The sequence below is a fragment of the Lishizhenia tianjinensis genome (assembly GCF_900116425.1).
Taxonomy (GTDB): Bacteria; Bacteroidota; Bacteroidia; order Flavobacteriales_D; family Crocinitomicaceae; genus Lishizhenia; species Lishizhenia tianjinensis.
The window spans coordinates 434,355-450,041 of sequence record NZ_FPAS01000002.1 but is presented as its reverse complement, the minus strand read 5'-3'; the positions used below and the strand labels follow the sequence as shown (position 1 = coordinate 450,041).

Sequence of the window (15,687 nt, the reverse complement as noted above, 5' to 3'; positions counted from 1 at the left end):
GGGAATAATGGTGAGTAAAAAACCCTGATTAGTCGCATGTTTTCCAAACACTTATCAACTATTCTTTTCGATTATTTCGTTTGTTTTTCGTAAATTACAGATCAACCTAATTCTAAATATCATGGACCTAACTGAATTTATCCGAAACTTCGGTACTGAAAAAAAGTGTATTCACTTTCTAAAAAAACAAAGAGAAAGACAAGGCGTAACCTGTCCGCATTGCCAGAGAAATGTAACCAACTGGAAACCTAGACACAGATATTGGCGTTATTCATGCGGTAGGAAAATATCCTTAAAAAGTGGAACTCTCATGGAATCCTCCAAGTTACCATTCGCTTTATGGTTCAAGGCTATTTACCTAATGACTGACGTCAAAAAATCATACTCAATTCTCGAATTATCCAGACTACTTGGCGTGAAACGTTACCGAACAGTTTGGTACTTAAGTATGAAGTTAAGAATGGCTATGGGAAACAATCTATTGGCCAAGGAATACTTCCTATATTTCACATTAATTTCCAAAGATAAAAGTGCCTATTGTGGACTAAAAGCTATTCAAAACTACTCCATTACCGCAATCTCTAGGGGCGGAAGTCACAAAACAGATGAAATTAACTTAATCGCGCCAATTCGACTTCTAAAAAAAGTATCTGCCGAAGAGAAAAGACTATCAGCAAAGGGCTACAGATGTTTAAAATTATTTAATACACACAAAAAAATTGAACTCAAAAAAAGCTATTACCCCGTTAAGACACATGAAAAAAACTGGCTGAATTACCTCATGGCGAACGAAAATAGAATTCTAAATGGAACTCATCACGGCGTAAGTTATTTACATCTTCAAAAGTACATGTTCGAGTACTCTTTTAATTACAACCTTAGGTTTTGTAATAAGTTTAAAATTCTCGTGGAATCGATATTGACGTGAACATTGGCAAGCATGCGACCAATCAAGATAATATACACAAAAAAAAACACCATCAATACCAAAACGTCATATCCTCCGGATCCAAAAAATTCATGCTTATCCGCACCGTACTCCGCGCTTTGATTTGATTACCATCCGATGCCACATAATATAAACCAAGTCTAAACCTCTGTTTCTTTAACTTGAACACTCGCTCAATACCAGCAAACATTTCATAATGGGTCCATTTGTGCTCAGGCACATATAAATACCCTCCACCTGCTACAGAAGTTACTCGTAAACGTTTCATAAATGGCACCTTGTTTAATAATGCTCCATTGAAATGGTGAATGAAATGGGATTCAAAGTACCAATTAAGCGTTGGTAGCGAGGTATCCAAATCTTGATACCCCGTTAAAGGATTGGTGAGGTAAATTGGGTCTGACCTCCTGTGATACTTGTAGTCTATCTCACGAAGCACTTTGGTGTTTAAAAATCTTCCGGATTTCACATGGTAAGAGGAGGTTCCAAACGTGGAAATTTTAAAACTCTGACGTAAACCAAAAAGTAAATAATCATGATTCACATCACTCCCGAATAAAGTAGGAATTCCCTTTTCCCAATACATATAAACAGTAGGCCAACGAGATCCTAATATCACTTTCCTATTTGGTTCTCTCATATACTTTTGAAAAGGTGTATACGAAAGATGTATCTTACTCATAAAAGCCTGGTAGGTGTCAAAAGAAGCTGGTGGTTTATTGTCTAAAACTTCATCAAAATCTTCGATAAACTTAGTGCCCTCCGCAACAGATCTACGCTCCGTAAAATTCAACTCTACATTGAACATCATACCATTTATCAATTCGTAGTTATGGTACACAGATAAGGTAGTTTTCTCTATAAAGTTTTCCCTTAAGATCATATTTGTAACACCATCGTTGGAACGAATCACACCATAATCATGACTAACTGCAGCGCCTATTCTTACAGTTTTAAACGGATCATACAAATACCTAGCTGACACTCTACCTTTGATGTCTTGATTCAAAAATCCGTAATGCAAATGGGTATAGGTGTCGAGTCGTTTCTCATTTTCCCATTTTTTATCCCACCACAACATCTCACCTACTCTAGGACCTGCTATATAAACAGGTTGTATAGCCGCTGCCAAAGAACCTAAAACCCACTGCCTGCCCTTATCTCTATTTATAAAGTCGATTCCATTGAGCAATACATCTACATAGGTGATACGATTCGCTATTGAATCTATAGAATCTAAATAGCCTTCTGAATGTACCAAAGTATAAATACTATCCCTTTTACGCACATATTCTAATTCCTCAGGAGTTAAAGGTTCTGGTCGTGCTGCGTTCCAGTATGTAGTATCCCTTTCATAAGCCTCTTGTGTAGTAATCGCAACTTCATTACCAAAATACTTTGGGGGAAAGTTCACGTTAAAATTATAATTGGAATACTTTACTATGGTTCTACATTGATGGATAGACTCTTTATGACTCACACCGTAATTCATGGTTTGTTGCATTAACACACAAACTGTATCACGCGATAAATCAAAATCTTGCTCAATCGTAAAATAATCATACATGTATAAGTTACCACCACTGAGTGTAAGCTGAAGTTTTTCAACCATCCAAGTTTGATCCTGAACGTAAATAAAACCAGATAAGGTAGAAGTTGCAGAAGACCTTGCTTTGATCTCTATTTTAAAAGTTTTGATACTATCCTTTTCAATAACCTCAACCAGTTTATACTTGTAAGATAAAACACCCACAGTTGAAATGGGAGAAGGTATAGGAGATTCATTGAGATCATCTAAAAACAAGGTGTTTTTAAAAAAATTGAAATTAGATTTAGCAGTTGTCGTGAAATACAAATAATTTCGTCTAGCCCCCCTTTGTTCAAAGGCATTCCTTACTTCCCTAACCTTATTGTATGGTGCATAACTTCGCTCCAAGCCCACCTCTATCATATTGAAATTACGGAGAAGTTCTAAGCTTTTATCTTTTGTAACACTGTCCTTAGGTTCCTCCTCTTGCTTTTTCTTTCGAAAGCTTCTTTCTTTAGGTTCTTGCTCTAACCTTTGGATTTTCTCGGTGGCTTTGATATAAACGTCACACTGATGCGCATATTGGTTAAAATCCAGACTATCCTTCCTTCGAACTACTTTGAGAATAATTTCTCTCCCTGGGTTCTTTTTACTACCTGAAATTTCAACACCATCTATATCCTGAATTCGCATGGGAAAGAGCTGAACATTCTGAATGTTCTCACCTTTTTTAACGGTTAGGAAAACTTCTTTTTTCTCATAACCTGTAGCTGCATAGATTACCCTATACGAACCATTTTCTAAATTCAAGATATAATCCCCATTTGCATCAGATCGTACACGGTATTGATTGTCCTGACCTCTGAGAAAGATATCTACAAAGGGGATGGGTTGAAAGTTTTCATCAACTACTTTACCTTTTAACACATCTTGTCCAACGGCAGCAAGATTGCTACAAAAAATAAAAAGTATGAGAAGTAGTTGTTTCATTTCTATAGTTTAAGACAACAAAAGGCGTTAAAAAGTTACAGAACTTAACCTATTGCTTAACTAATAAATGACAAACGGTTTAAAAGTAACAAGTCTTATTTATTCTTTGCTTGCTCCTCTAAGTACTGCTGGTGTTTTAACATGCGTTTCATCATCCATCTTCTTATCATCCAGAAACAAAAAGCAAACACAGGGAGAAGATAAAAACTCAACCATGTTTCAAATCCTTCTGTTATCCCCATATAGGTGATATAAATGAAAGATAAAACTACTAGAGCAAGCCAAAACACTTGCATTATCTTGTTATACGTATGCATATTTTATTTATTAACTCTCGCCTTTACATTATATACAAAGGCTGTGTCAAAATTACGATTTGTTTTCGCACCTTGACCATACAAAATCATATTCGGGTAGGTAATGGTAACTGCTTTTTCCGTGTAAACAGAATCTCCCTTCTTATCCCAAATCAATTCCTCAGATCGCAAGACTTTATTCTGTTCTACATTTTTAAGTTCCACGCTGTCCCTTACAAACATATCGCCTGTCTTTTTATCTATCTCACCGTACAATGCTGTCAAAATTGAAACTACCTCACCATTATCATTAAAAAACTTCACTTTGAGTCCGTCCTTTAATTTGGTTTTTTGAGTTTCATTGTACGACTCAGAAATTGTTGCCGTCAACTCTAATTTCGCATAACCAGAATCGGTGTAAATTACATTCAAATCTCGAGTTGCTTCATCAGGAGCATGCTCAATGGATGAAACCTCCTTAATTTTTTCCAAATCGTTTACACAAGAAAAAAAGATACCTGTCACTCCAAGAATGACAGGTATCATAAATATGTTGATGCCTAAGGCTCTCATTAGAATTTCTGAATTGTTACGGTTCTATTCCCCCAACACTCCAAAGTAATTTGCTCTCCAACTTGCTTACTCGCATTAAAGATATCTTCTCCAGATGGACAAGCTGCTTGGTAACGTGAAGCACTGAATCCATATTTGTTTGCAATCTCTACAGCGTAGTAGTTGTTTGCTTTTCTCTCGAAGGTTGTGTTTCCACAGTCGTTAATGCTCGCCATAACAGAGTTTGCTGCGATTTTCGCACCTTCAACTGAGTTCTTTCCACTTACAGCTAAACCTGCATTGTGTGCTGCTTGGTAATTTCTAGCTCTGTAATAAGCTGCAGCAATTGCCAATTCCGCCTCAGAAATTAAGTCTGCATCTTGCGTTAACTCTATAACTTCTTTGTAAGCTGAAACTGCAGAAGATGTTCTTCCTTTTACATCTAACAATTTCGCTTTTTGCAACTTCGCATCTACTGAAGTAGGATCTATAGCAACCAATGTATCAATTAACATTTCGTACTCTTTGCTATCTGTACAAGATTTTGTTTCCAATAACTTAATGAAGTTATTTACATTAGATTTCTTCAAATCTTTCTCTTGTGGCAAATTCGTCATGAAATTGTTTATCTCCGGTAACAAAGATTCACAGTCTCTTGCAACGTAATCCAAGTAAGAAGTTAAAACTTCTAAAGTTCTAGGCGTTAATCCTTTTTCAGATACGATGTTGTTCAACTTAAAGTATTCTCCAATTATCCTTTTTGTATAATCAGACTTAACATCACCTTCTGCTTTAGACCAAAGCGTGTAAATGTTTGCATAGTACTGCTGAACCGTATAATCTGTAGCTTCTTCAGCGTGATTGTAGATAATGTAACTAAATGCAGAATCCGCGTCTTCTAACTTTGTAGCTCGGCTAGAAAGCAATAAGTACTTTCCTTCTTTCTTTTTGTAAGATACATTAGTACCGTATTGTCTTTGAACATTTTCATACGTCGATAATAATGAATCGATGTAAGCCGCTTGCTCTGCACCTTCTGTTTCTTTCACCATACGTTCCAAAGAATAAATCATTGGACTGTAGAAGGCGTTTTCCAAACCTCCACATTCTCTTTCTGCCTGTAAATAAGCTGTAGCTGCCTTTTTGTAATTCTTTGCTCCATAAGCAACATTAGCTACTTTTTTATACCTATTACATTCATTCCTATCGTCCTCACCTTGTGCGTTCGCTGTAAACGTTGCTAACAATGCAGCTCCAAGTATAAGTTTTCCTAACTTCATCTTTGTTTTTTTTATTAATCGTATTTGTACTTTCTAAACCATCGGTCATAACCGGGCGACAAATTTACACCAAAATTAATTCCCCAAAAGTTTTCTTGTATTGTGTTAATGTTACCATTTCCTCTTTGTCCATATGTAACCCCTAAGTTTATTGAGGAAACAGCCCTATTTAACACAACTGGTAAACCTAAACCAAAACTTGTGCCAAATTCAGATAATTGAGTTCCATTAACCGCCATTGGAAGTGTACTACTGTAAATTCCTACTCGGTAACTCATTCTCTCAAAATAATTTGCTACTGTTTTTCTTTCCGCAGCTATTCTGTGCGGTCTATACTGAAAACCTACACGATAAGATGATGCATCAAACAAGGTGTTAACATCCGCTACACCACCTAAAGTTCTCGAATATTCGCTCCAGCTATCCGCATTGTATTCAGCTGTCAACAAAAACTCTGGTTTTAACCTTCTAGATTTGGTTGAATCTAATTCAGGCGTAAAACTATATGTAAAACCCAGTTTATAACTAGACGCAAGAGTTGTTGTTCCCTCAACATCTGGGTTCCCATACAATGTGTCGTACGTCCCTGTATTGTTGTAACTTGTAAAGAAAACATCATATCTATTCTGAGCAACACTTATTTGTTGACTCGGCGTGTACGTTGCTCCTATCGTTATCTTGTGTTTAGAATTTGGTTTAAAACTGTAATTCAAACCTAAATCGTAAGTATAACCTCTATAGTTCAATCTATCATCTATGTAAGAACCTATTTCTGATGTCGACACTACCCTATACGCACGACTGTAGTTTTGAGTATATCCAAATAAAAAATTACCATTAACACCTACACCTAAGACATGTTTTTTGGTAGCGATTAGGTTAGCACTTAAACCTCCGAATACTTGCTGTATTCCACCAGACCCTTTGTACTCATAAAAAATAGAGTCTCCATTTACTACTTCCGCATCATTTACATCATAGCCCACTCTACTGAAAGGACGAATACCAAATCCTAACCCAAAGCGATCAGCAAACGGAATTACCAATGAAAAATGGGTGATATTCCCGTAAGATAAATTCCCTTCATTTACTCCATCAGTTAAAGTTGTACTTCTGTAGTCCACACCCATAGAAAATAAAGGGAGACCTTTGGCGATACTCGCGTAAGAAGAAGGATTGTAAAAATTGGTTTGAGAGCTATCAATGATGGCCACCGATGCCCCGCCTAAGGATTGAAAATAACTACCTCCAAAAAAGCTAGTTTCTCCAACTCCCAAAGATGAATAAGGTGATGATGCGTTTGTTTGTGCCCTTAAGAAAGGAGCTAAACACACCGCAATGAGTACTAATATATTATTTCGCATTATGCTCGAGAATTATATTTAAGCCTTGCAGCGTTAAATTTTCGTTGACAAAGATGTAATTTTTTGCTTCTATATCAAACAATTTAGCATCTCCTCCTGTCATAAAAGTTGTTAATCCAGCATATTGCTCCTCGTATTGCGCGATCATCCCTTGAATTTCTGCATGCATTCCATTCATAACACCCGACCACATACTTTTTAAGGTAGTATTTCCTATTAATTCTGTTTTGCCGGTGTCATTTAGTAAAGGTAAACGGCCAGTAAACGTGTGCATGGATTTATATCTCATTTGAAGTCCAGGAGAGATTGAACCTCCCAAATACTCCCCCTTTTCATTTACAAAATCAAATTTCACACATGTACCTAAATCAACTACAAGAACAGGTGTCTTCCTTTTTTCTACCTCACTGAAAGCAAAGGCAGCATTTGCTGCTCTATCCGCTCCCAGGGTTTCACTCCTATATTTATTAAGAAAAGGTAGTTCTGTTTTTGAACTTAACACATGATAAGGTCTAAAAAGCTCCACTAATCGCTTTGTATCCGATGTTGAAAGTACACTGGAAAGCAATGATTTTTGATAAACTCCAAGCTTTTTTTCTAAAAAGTTAGAATCTAATGCTTCCAATTCGACCACTGCAACAACTCGCACCTCATCTCCTTGGATTTCAACTACTTTAACACGAGTATTCCCCGCGTCTATTATAAGATTAGTTTCTTCTTTTTCCATTGCTCGACAAAGATAAGCGAAGAATTTTAAAAAAAATTGTCGCTAGAGAGCTCCAGAATAAATAATGTTTATATATTTGCACCCACCAAACAGAAGGTGATGTAGCTCAGTTGGTAGAGCAAAGGACTGAAAATCCTTGTGTCGGCGGTTCGATTCCGTCCATCACCACTGAAAATTAAGACTGTCAATTTAGACGGTCTTTTTTTTTGAATCAACTTAAAGAAAGTATAAACAAAAAGTAAAGAGAAAGGATGTACTCTGGAATAAGTTTATATATTTGCACCCACCAAAGGAAGGTGATGTAGCTCAGTTGGTAGAGCAAAGGACTGAAAATCCTTGTGTCGGCGGTTCGATTCCGTCCATCACCACCAAAAGAAAGACCGTCAATTGTGACGGTCTTTTTTTTGAAAAAACACTCAACGTTGAGTATTGTAATCAGTTCCATCATCCTCTAATTTTGTTAGAAAAATTAGAAATGAAAAAACTCGCTTTAACCTTATTACTTTCATTCATTTATGTTATCTCAACCTACGGTGCTCAAATCACTGTGGATAATAACATCAATGCTCCAAACGGCGTATTTACCACCCTTGTTTCTGCTGTAAACGTAGCATCACCCGGAGATACAATTCTAATTAAAGGATCGCCAACGGCCTACGCAGATACCTATGTATACAAAAAGCTTCACTTTATAGGAGACGGATATTTACCCAATAAGGAAAATCCTCATCCCACGACAATCAACTACCTATACCTAAACAACACCCTTGCTGGAAATGCCTCAGGCAGCACTGTGGAAGGAATTAAAACATTTGGCGCGATTACTTTAAATAATGATCTAAACACACCTTTAGACAGCATAACTGTTAGACGCTGCCAAACTAACATTACCTTCTCCGGAATTGGTAATGCAATTTTTCAAAACCTTGTATTTTATAACAATTGGGAACTTTCTCTAAGTGGTAACTCTACATACATTTTTAACAACATCATTCTTTCTAATAATTTGCTAGGAATCATTTCCCTCGTTGATAACCCTTTAAGCTCTTTCTTAATCTCTAACAACCTCATAACAAATACATCTCCGAATAACAACCCAGACAACTGCGTTTATTCCAACAATATATGGTATTACACATTAGCTAATTTAAGCGCCGACTACAATAGTTATTACAACAATATCTCTATTTCAGGTAATACAGGTCAAACGGTATTTAACACAACTGGAACAAATTCCGGAGCTTTCAACCAAGAAAACGTTGACCCCTTATTTGAATCAGAAACAAACCAAACCATAGAGCTTCAAGATGACTTAAATTTAAGCGCAAATTCTCCTGGGAAAAATGCAGGATCTGACGGTACAGATATAGGAATTTATGGAGGTGCTTATCCTTGGCCAGAAGGAGGAGCGAGCGGTTCGGGTTATATGTATAGTCAAGAAGCCGACATCCCCCAAGTCAACCAAATGCAATTACAAAATGCCATTGTACCACAAAATGGAACTTTAAACGTTAATGTTATCGGCATCACCAACCATTAACTCTATTCATAAAAAAGAGGGAGAAACCAACGTCTCTCCCTCCTCTTTTTATTTAGATTCTAAAACTAAAACAATTGCTTACCCTTTAATTATTCTATAGATTTTCTGCACTCCCGAGCTTACCGTAAAATGGGATGATGGCTTACTTGTAAACAAAAGGTATCTGAACATAAACTATCAGTTATTATAACTTCTCCAGGATTAGCCCCAAGGGCAATGGTGAAATTAGCTTGACAAGTTTGCCCTTGTATCTGAAATCCTAAGAAAAGGAACAGAAGAAAGAAAATTGACTTTTTCATAATTTATGTGGTTTAAAGATTCTATACTATATACCACTATAAAAATTGAAGGGTTGTCTGAAATAAAAAAAAATGCAGATTTATTCAAAAAGTGTTTTTCATACTTAATTCCTCACACCTCTAAAGATTTCAGTACTTTTGCAAAAAATTTAGGAGAACATGTCAGGTTTTAGTGAGAAGGACAAACAAAAATTAGAGCAATTAGAAATCGCCGTAAAAGGTGCCAGAGATTCTTTCTTGGGGTACCCCGTTTCTAAAGATTTCGATTACTCTGAAATCCTTAACTTTTTACAATACCCTATCAACAACCTTGGCGATCCTTTTGAGGATTGTACCTATAAAGTGCAAACCCACGAATTAGAACGTGAGGTTGTCGCTTTTTTTGCGAAATTATTCAGAGCTAACCCTAAAGATTACTGGGGATATGTTACCAATGGTGGTTCGGAGAGTAATTTATACGGACTATATCTAGCCCGTGAAATGTACCCGAAGGGAATGGTATACTACTCAGAGTCTACCCACTACTCCGTAAAGAAAAACTTACACTTATTAAACATACCAAGCATCGTGATTCGTTCAACTGAGAATGGAGAAATGGATTACGAAGATTTTGAAAACACTGTAAAAATGAACCGCCACAAACCGGTTATTGTGCTTTCAACTTTTGGTACAACCATGAAAGAAGCTAAAGACGATGTAGGCAGAATTAAATCTATCTTAAAGAATTTGGCTATTCACGATCATTACATCCATGTAGACGGAGCGCTTTCTGGAAGTTATGGTGCCTTCATGAACCCAAAACCTGCTTTCGATTTCAAAGATGGTATAGATAGTATTTCTATCTCTGGTCACAAATTCATTGGTTCACCTATGCCTTGTGGAGTTATCGTTGCCAAAAAATCCATTCGAGATAGAATCTCAAATGGCATTGCCTACATTGGTTCTTTAGACACAACGATTACGGGGTCGCGTAATGGTCACGGACCACTATTCTTGTGGTATGCCATTAAGAAAATGGGGGTAGATGGACTCAAAGCACGTTACGAGAAAAGTTTAGAAACTGCGCGTTACTGCGAGCAACGACTACAAGAAATAGGTGTAAATGCTTGGAGAAATCCGAACAGTATTACAGTGGTTATGCCCAAAACACCAAATTCTGTAAAAAACAAATGGCAATTGGCTACTGAGGGAGATATTTCTCATATCATTTGTATGCCTAACGTAAGTAAAGCGCAAATCGATGAATTCATAGAAGATTTAACGATGGCCGATCAAAACGAAGAAGAAGAATACGCTTTTGATTTTTAATTCAGAGAAGCAAAGACTTTTAGACGGTTAGATATTTAGAGAAGGATGAGCATTATGTTCATCCTTTTTTTGTGAGATCAATTTCAAATAATTAAACACCAAATTCAAAACTTATCTTGTCAATACTCCATACTTTTTCTAGAACTCCTGAAATATCTACTCGAATAAATCCGTTATCCATTTCAAGACGTAAATCTTGTAACCAAAGAATTTAATCGCGTTTCATACTAAAATCTAAACCATGAAAAAACTAGGCATCATACTCCTCTTCCTCGTACTCGGATTAATCATTACCCAATGTGCAAGTTCTAAAAAATGTGACGGACGTAAAGGTCAGTCAACACCTATGGGGAAAATATAAGATAGATATCTAGACTGCTAGAGTTCTAGATTCCTAGACAATTAGAAAGTAATTACACTCTCTTCTTCGATTTTAAGGCCACAAAATCTTTCAAGTAAAACGGTTCGAAATAAGCCACGTCTTCGAATTGCTCGGTTTGGAATTTTTCAAAGGCTTTTTGTACATGTCCTTTTGCAGAAGATTTAATATTCACATCAAATTCCAAGTTCCTATCCTTCCAGATTTCTTGCAATTTTTCAGCACCATCTCCACAAATGAGTAGATTTTCAAATTCAGCATAGGTTCCCTCTTCAATTACATCTGCAGATATAGCCTTCAACTCGGCCATCTTCGTATCATAAATCGCAGAAAAAACTTCCATTCTACGCGCATCTATTAAAGCACAAATGTTTTTTGTGGGATGAAGCTCTTTTGCTTGGTAAGCAATCGCCTCAAGAGCATTCACAGCTATCAAGGGAATATTTAAGGCATAACACAATCCTTTGGCGGTAGAAACACCTATCCTTAAACCTGTGTAAGAACCTGGTCCGCTCGTTACCGACACCGCTGCCAAATTTTTTGGGGTCAACTTTGCATTACTTAAAACTTGCTCCACAAAAACCGTCAGATTTTCGGCGTGCGTGTATCCGTCTTCTTCCGTTTCTATTACCTCTATAAGCTTTCCGTTGTAGGATAAAGCCACAGAACAAACCTTAGTTGCCGTCTCTAAATGAAGAATGTATGCCATGGCACAAAAATAAATTTTCTTCAGTGAAAATTACGCGAAATTCTTTTCTATCCTGAACATTTATTATTTTAGCGCTTCTATTTAAAAATTAATAACAGGAAATGCCATATTTGTTTACATCAGAATCAGTTTCTGAAGGGCACCCAGACAAAGTTGCCGATCAAATTTCAGACGCACTTATCGATCATTTTTTAGCATTTGATCCTAATTCAAAAGTGGCTTGTGAAACACTAGTAACAACTGGTCTAGTAACATTGGCTGGAGAAGTAAAATCTGACAGTTACTTAGATGTGCAGCAAATTGCACGTGACGTAATTGCTAAAATAGGATATACAAAAAGTGAATACCAATTCGACGCAAAATCTTGTGCTGTAATTTCGGCGATTCACGAGCAATCTGAAGACATTAACCGTGGAGTTGACAGAGATAACCCAGAAGAGCAGGGTGCTGGAGACCAAGGTATGATGTTCGGATATGCAACAGACGAAACTGAAAACTTTATGCCGTTAGCTTTAGATCTTTCGCACAAGATTTTGATAGAGTTAGCTTCATTGAGAAGAGAAATGAAAGATATTACGTACTTGCGTCCGGATGCAAAAGCACAGGTAACGATAGAGTACAGTGATGATAACGTTCCACAAAGAATTGAGGCCATCGTTGTTTCTACACAGCACGATGACTTTGATGCAGACGAAGAAAAAATGTTAGCGCAGATTAAGTCTGACATCATCAACATTTTAATTCCTCGTGTTAAAGCTCAATTGAAGCCAGAGATTCAAAAATTGTTTAACGACGATATTAAATACCACATCAACCCAACAGGTAAATTCGTCATCGGTGGTCCACACGGAGATACAGGATTGACAGGTAGAAAAATTATTGTAGATACTTACGGTGGAAAAGGTGCTCACGGTGGTGGTGCATTCTCAGGAAAAGATCCAAGTAAAGTAGATAGATCAGCGGCTTACGCTACACGTCACATTGCCAAAAACTTAGTTGCTGCAGGATTATGTTCTGAAGTATTGGTACAAGTTTCTTACGCAATTGGTGTGGTTGAACCTATGGGAGTTTACGTAAATACTTACAATACTTCTAAAGTGGATATGAATGATGGAGAAATTGCTCAGAAAGTTTCTGAGATCTTCGACCTTCGTCCGGCTGCAATTGAAAGAAGATTAAAATTAAGAGAACCAATTTATAGTGAAACAGCTGCATACGGTCACATGGGAAGAACTTCTGAAATTAAAACAGTTACTTTCAACTCTGGAAGCAAAACTGTTTCTAAAGAAGTTGAAACTTTCACATGGGAGAAATTGGATTTCGTAGATAGAATTAAAGAAGTTTTCGGATGTTAACTTGTTAATAATATCGAAAATGTAAAGGCCTCCGAATTGGGGGCCTTTTTTTATGGCTTATTTTTTGTAATTTGAGTGACCAAACATAAAAATCTGAATCATGAGAAAATTAGTATTCTTATCACTTGCCTTCATCACAAGCTTAACCTTCACGAGTTGTAAAAAAGGAGAAAACGACCCAGCTATTTCCCTAAAATCTAGAGACGCCAGAATAACAGGAGAATGGAAACTTACCAACCTTAGTGGTGACTTTATAGACCGTTACGAAAATTCTGATGGAACCGTGAGTTCTTACAAACAAACCCTTAGTTATACAGACGGAAAAGTAACTGTAACCGACCAAGATGGAGAAAGTCAAACTTTTGAATTCTTACTCGACTTAAACTTGGAGAAAGACCAAAACATGACCATTTATCATTACTTGAATGGCGATGGAAGTTTTGAAGAATATACCCATAAAGACCAATGGTATTGGTTGGATGGAGTTAAGAAAAAAACGCAAATCTACCTACCTGGGTTTAATGAAATCACCTACTTAGGTTATGACGACGCTCTAATTGTAGAACGATTAAGCGATAAAGAATTGCACCTACGCATCAATACCTCTTCTGCTATGGATGATAGCTACTTTGGTGAGGAAAGTCAAGAATACTTTATATTAATGGAATTCGAAAAGGAATAAAAAAAACTTAACTACAAAAGGCCTTCAGAATATGTTGAAGGCCTTTTTTTAGGTCTAAACTTTAATTGCCTTCCCTCAACCAAACTGGGAAATGATAGTAAAGAGTGTGAGTAGGGAATAATGATTTTTAAAGCATTGAAATTGGAGATTATTTCAACAAAAAAAGGATGAACTATACGCTCATCCTTCACTATATTTTTTTTAAAAATTTAATCTTTTACCTTAAGCAGTAACCCAATACTTCATCCAAAAACTCTTTCGGAGCTTCAGCATGTATCCAGTGACCGGCTTTTTCTATGGTCTTAATTTCGCAATCTGGAAAGGCTTCGCGTATGCTGTCGTAATCTTCTTCTACGATGTAGCCCGACAACCCGCCGCGCATAAATAAAGTTGGTACAAAACACTCCCCTTCTGGTAACGGCACCAAAATCTCAGGCATCTTTGCTTCCAAAACTGGAATATTGATACGCCAACCCAATTGACCTTTTTCTTTCCAGTATAAATTCTTCAGCAAGAACATGCGTGTAGCTTCGTTATCTACATACTTTGCCATTTCTTTTGAGGCTGCACCTCTGGTTTTGATAACATTTAAATCCAGGGCGTTCAAACCTTCTAAGATAGGTCCATGGTGAGAAGGATATCCCTTAATTCCCATGTCCACAACAATCAATTTCTCGATAAGCTCCGGGTATTTCTGTGCGAAAAACATGGCCGTTTTCCCACCCATGCTGTGACCTAAAAGGTAAACATCACTCAAACCTTCGTCATCGATCAATTCCTTTAAATCCTCAGCCAATAAATCATAGTTGAAATCCTCGCTCCAATCAGAATGACCGTGATTGCGTTGATCTACCAAATAAACTTCAAAATATTCTGACAGGCGCTTGGCGTGAGTTTGCCAATTATCTGACGAACCAAAGAGTCCGTGCAAAATAATAAAAGGTGCACCCTCTCCCATTTTCCTGTAATGCAATTTCATATCTGTGTTCTTTTTTTGTGCTTAATCTAGCAAGCGTTTGTACATGTGAACTGTATTCTCCAAACCGTAGTAAAGGGCATCTGAAATTAACGCATGACCAATTGAAACTTCATCCAACTGAACCAAACTTTGTTTAAAGAATTTTAAATTCTCCAAACTTAAATCGTGTCCGGCATTAATTCCCAAACCTAAATCGTGTGCTCTTTGGGCAGCTTTTACGTAGGGAGCAACTGCTTCAATTTTATTGGCTGCATATTCCTCCGCGTACGGCCCTGTATACAACTCTATTCTATCAACACCTGTAGTTGCAGCATGTTCAATCAATTCTACATCTGTTTCAATAAAAATAGAAGTTCTAATTCCCCACGACTTCAACTTGGCAATTACCTCTTTCAAGAAATCTTGTTGTTTGATGGTATCCCAACCAGCGTTAGAAGTCAATACATGCGGTGGATCTGGCACCAAGGTAGCTTGTTCGGGCAAGGTTTCCTTACAGAGCTGCAAGAACCTTTCATCCGGGTAACCTTCAATGTTATATTCGGTGGTTACAACTTTCTTTAAATCGTAAACATCTTGGGTGGTAATGTGTCTTTCATCGGGTCTTGGGTGTATGGTAATTCCATCTGCACCAAAAGTCTCGCAGTCTTTCGCAACCTGCACAACATTAGGAACGTCTCCTCCTCGAGCGTTACGCAAAGTTGCTATTTTATTGACATTTACACTTAATTTCGTCGCCATAGGTACTAATTT

The 15,687-nt window shown here is 37.1% G+C and carries 14 protein-coding genes and 2 tRNA genes; 7 read left to right on the top strand and 9 right to left on the bottom strand.

The genetic code is table 11. The annotated features are described in order from the left end of the window. Positions 1 to 415: 415 nt before the first annotated feature. On the top strand, positions 416 to 928 hold the full coding sequence (locus BM327_RS15870; protein WP_170853719.1) for a transposase: 513 nt from the start codon (positions 416 to 418) through the stop codon (positions 926 to 928). A 52-nt stretch (positions 929 to 980) separates the two neighbouring features. Here the strand turns inward: BM327_RS15870 and BM327_RS08570 are convergent, their stop codons facing one another. The 6 genes from BM327_RS08570 to BM327_RS08545 form a co-directional block, all read right to left on the bottom strand. Next, positions 981 to 3,467, bottom strand: coding sequence for a DUF5686 family protein (locus BM327_RS08570; protein ID WP_090248348.1), 2,487 nt, complete (start codon positions 3,465 to 3,467; stop codon positions 981 to 983). A 95-nt stretch (positions 3,468 to 3,562) separates the two neighbouring features. Next, positions 3,563 to 3,784, bottom strand: coding sequence for a hypothetical protein (locus tag BM327_RS08565; protein WP_090248346.1), 222 nt, complete (start codon positions 3,782 to 3,784; stop codon positions 3,563 to 3,565). Positions 3,785 to 3,787: 3 nt separating this feature from the next. Continuing rightward, positions 3,788 to 4,336 carry an LPS export ABC transporter periplasmic protein LptC gene (lptC, locus tag BM327_RS08560; protein ID WP_090248344.1) on the bottom strand — a complete coding sequence of 183 codons (549 nt, stop codon included), beginning with the start codon at positions 4,334 to 4,336 and terminating at the stop codon, positions 3,788 to 3,790. Beyond that, positions 4,336 to 5,595: a hypothetical protein gene (locus tag BM327_RS08555; protein WP_090248342.1), complete on the bottom strand. Its 1,260-nt coding sequence runs from the start codon at positions 5,593 to 5,595 to the stop codon at positions 4,336 to 4,338. Before BM327_RS08555 ends, lptC begins: the two co-directional genes overlap by 1 nt. Positions 5,596 to 5,609: 14 nt before the next feature. Beyond that, positions 5,610 to 6,959 (bottom strand): BamG family beta-barrel-assembly machinery protein, encoded by a 1,350-nt coding sequence (locus BM327_RS08550; RefSeq protein ID WP_090248339.1) that lies wholly within the window; start codon positions 6,957 to 6,959, stop codon positions 5,610 to 5,612. Beyond that, a complete protein-coding gene (locus BM327_RS08545) occupies positions 6,949 to 7,686 on the bottom strand; it encodes a type III pantothenate kinase (protein ID WP_090248336.1) in 738 nt (245 codons plus the stop codon). Before BM327_RS08545 ends, BM327_RS08550 begins: the two co-directional genes overlap by 11 nt. 95 nt (positions 7,687 to 7,781) lie before the next feature. On the opposite strand from BM327_RS08545, the gene BM327_RS08540 reads away from it, so the two are divergent. The 4 genes from BM327_RS08540 to BM327_RS08525 all read left to right on the top strand — a co-directional run bounded on the left by BM327_RS08540 (position 7,782) and on the right by BM327_RS08525 (position 10,833). After that, positions 7,782 to 7,854, top strand: a tRNA-Phe gene (locus BM327_RS08540). A 127-nt stretch (positions 7,855 to 7,981) separates the two neighbouring features. Further along, a tRNA-Phe gene (locus BM327_RS08535) sits at positions 7,982 to 8,057 on the top strand. 104 nt (positions 8,058 to 8,161) lie between these two features. Next, entirely contained in the window at positions 8,162 to 9,226 is a 1,065-nt protein-coding gene (locus BM327_RS08530; protein ID WP_090248334.1) for a hypothetical protein, read from the top strand. Positions 9,227 to 9,684: 458 nt separating this feature from the next. Beyond that, complete coding sequence (locus BM327_RS08525; protein ID WP_090248330.1) at positions 9,685 to 10,833, top strand: histidine decarboxylase; 1,149 nt, start codon at positions 9,685 to 9,687, stop codon at positions 10,831 to 10,833. Positions 10,834 to 11,246: 413 nt separating this feature from the next. On the opposite strand, the gene tsaB is transcribed toward BM327_RS08525, so the two are convergent. Then, positions 11,247 to 11,921: a tRNA (adenosine(37)-N6)-threonylcarbamoyltransferase complex dimerization subunit type 1 TsaB gene (gene tsaB, locus BM327_RS08520; RefSeq protein ID WP_090248328.1), complete on the bottom strand. Its 675-nt coding sequence runs from the start codon at positions 11,919 to 11,921 to the stop codon at positions 11,247 to 11,249. Between the two features lie 101 nt (positions 11,922 to 12,022). Here tsaB and metK point away from each other — a divergent pair, with 101 nt between their 5' ends. Both metK and BM327_RS08510 read left to right on the top strand, forming a co-directional pair. After that, a complete protein-coding gene (metK, locus tag BM327_RS08515; protein ID WP_090248325.1) occupies positions 12,023 to 13,276 on the top strand; it encodes a methionine adenosyltransferase in 1,254 nt (417 codons plus the stop codon). A 100-nt stretch (positions 13,277 to 13,376) separates the two neighbouring features. After that, a complete protein-coding gene (locus BM327_RS08510) occupies positions 13,377 to 13,958 on the top strand; it encodes a hypothetical protein (RefSeq protein WP_090248322.1) in 582 nt (193 codons plus the stop codon). 217 nt (positions 13,959 to 14,175) lie between these two features. On the opposite strand, the gene BM327_RS08505 is transcribed toward BM327_RS08510, so the two are convergent. Together BM327_RS08505 and BM327_RS08500 are read right to left on the bottom strand one after the other, a co-directional pair. Then, positions 14,176 to 14,937, bottom strand: a complete 762-nt coding sequence (locus BM327_RS08505; protein ID WP_090248319.1) for an alpha/beta fold hydrolase — start codon at positions 14,935 to 14,937, stop codon at positions 14,176 to 14,178. 21 nt (positions 14,938 to 14,958) lie between these two features. Next, positions 14,959 to 15,675, bottom strand: a complete 717-nt coding sequence (locus BM327_RS08500; protein WP_090248316.1) for a pyridoxine 5'-phosphate synthase — start codon at positions 15,673 to 15,675, stop codon at positions 14,959 to 14,961. Between the last annotated feature and the right edge of the window lie 12 nt (positions 15,676 to 15,687).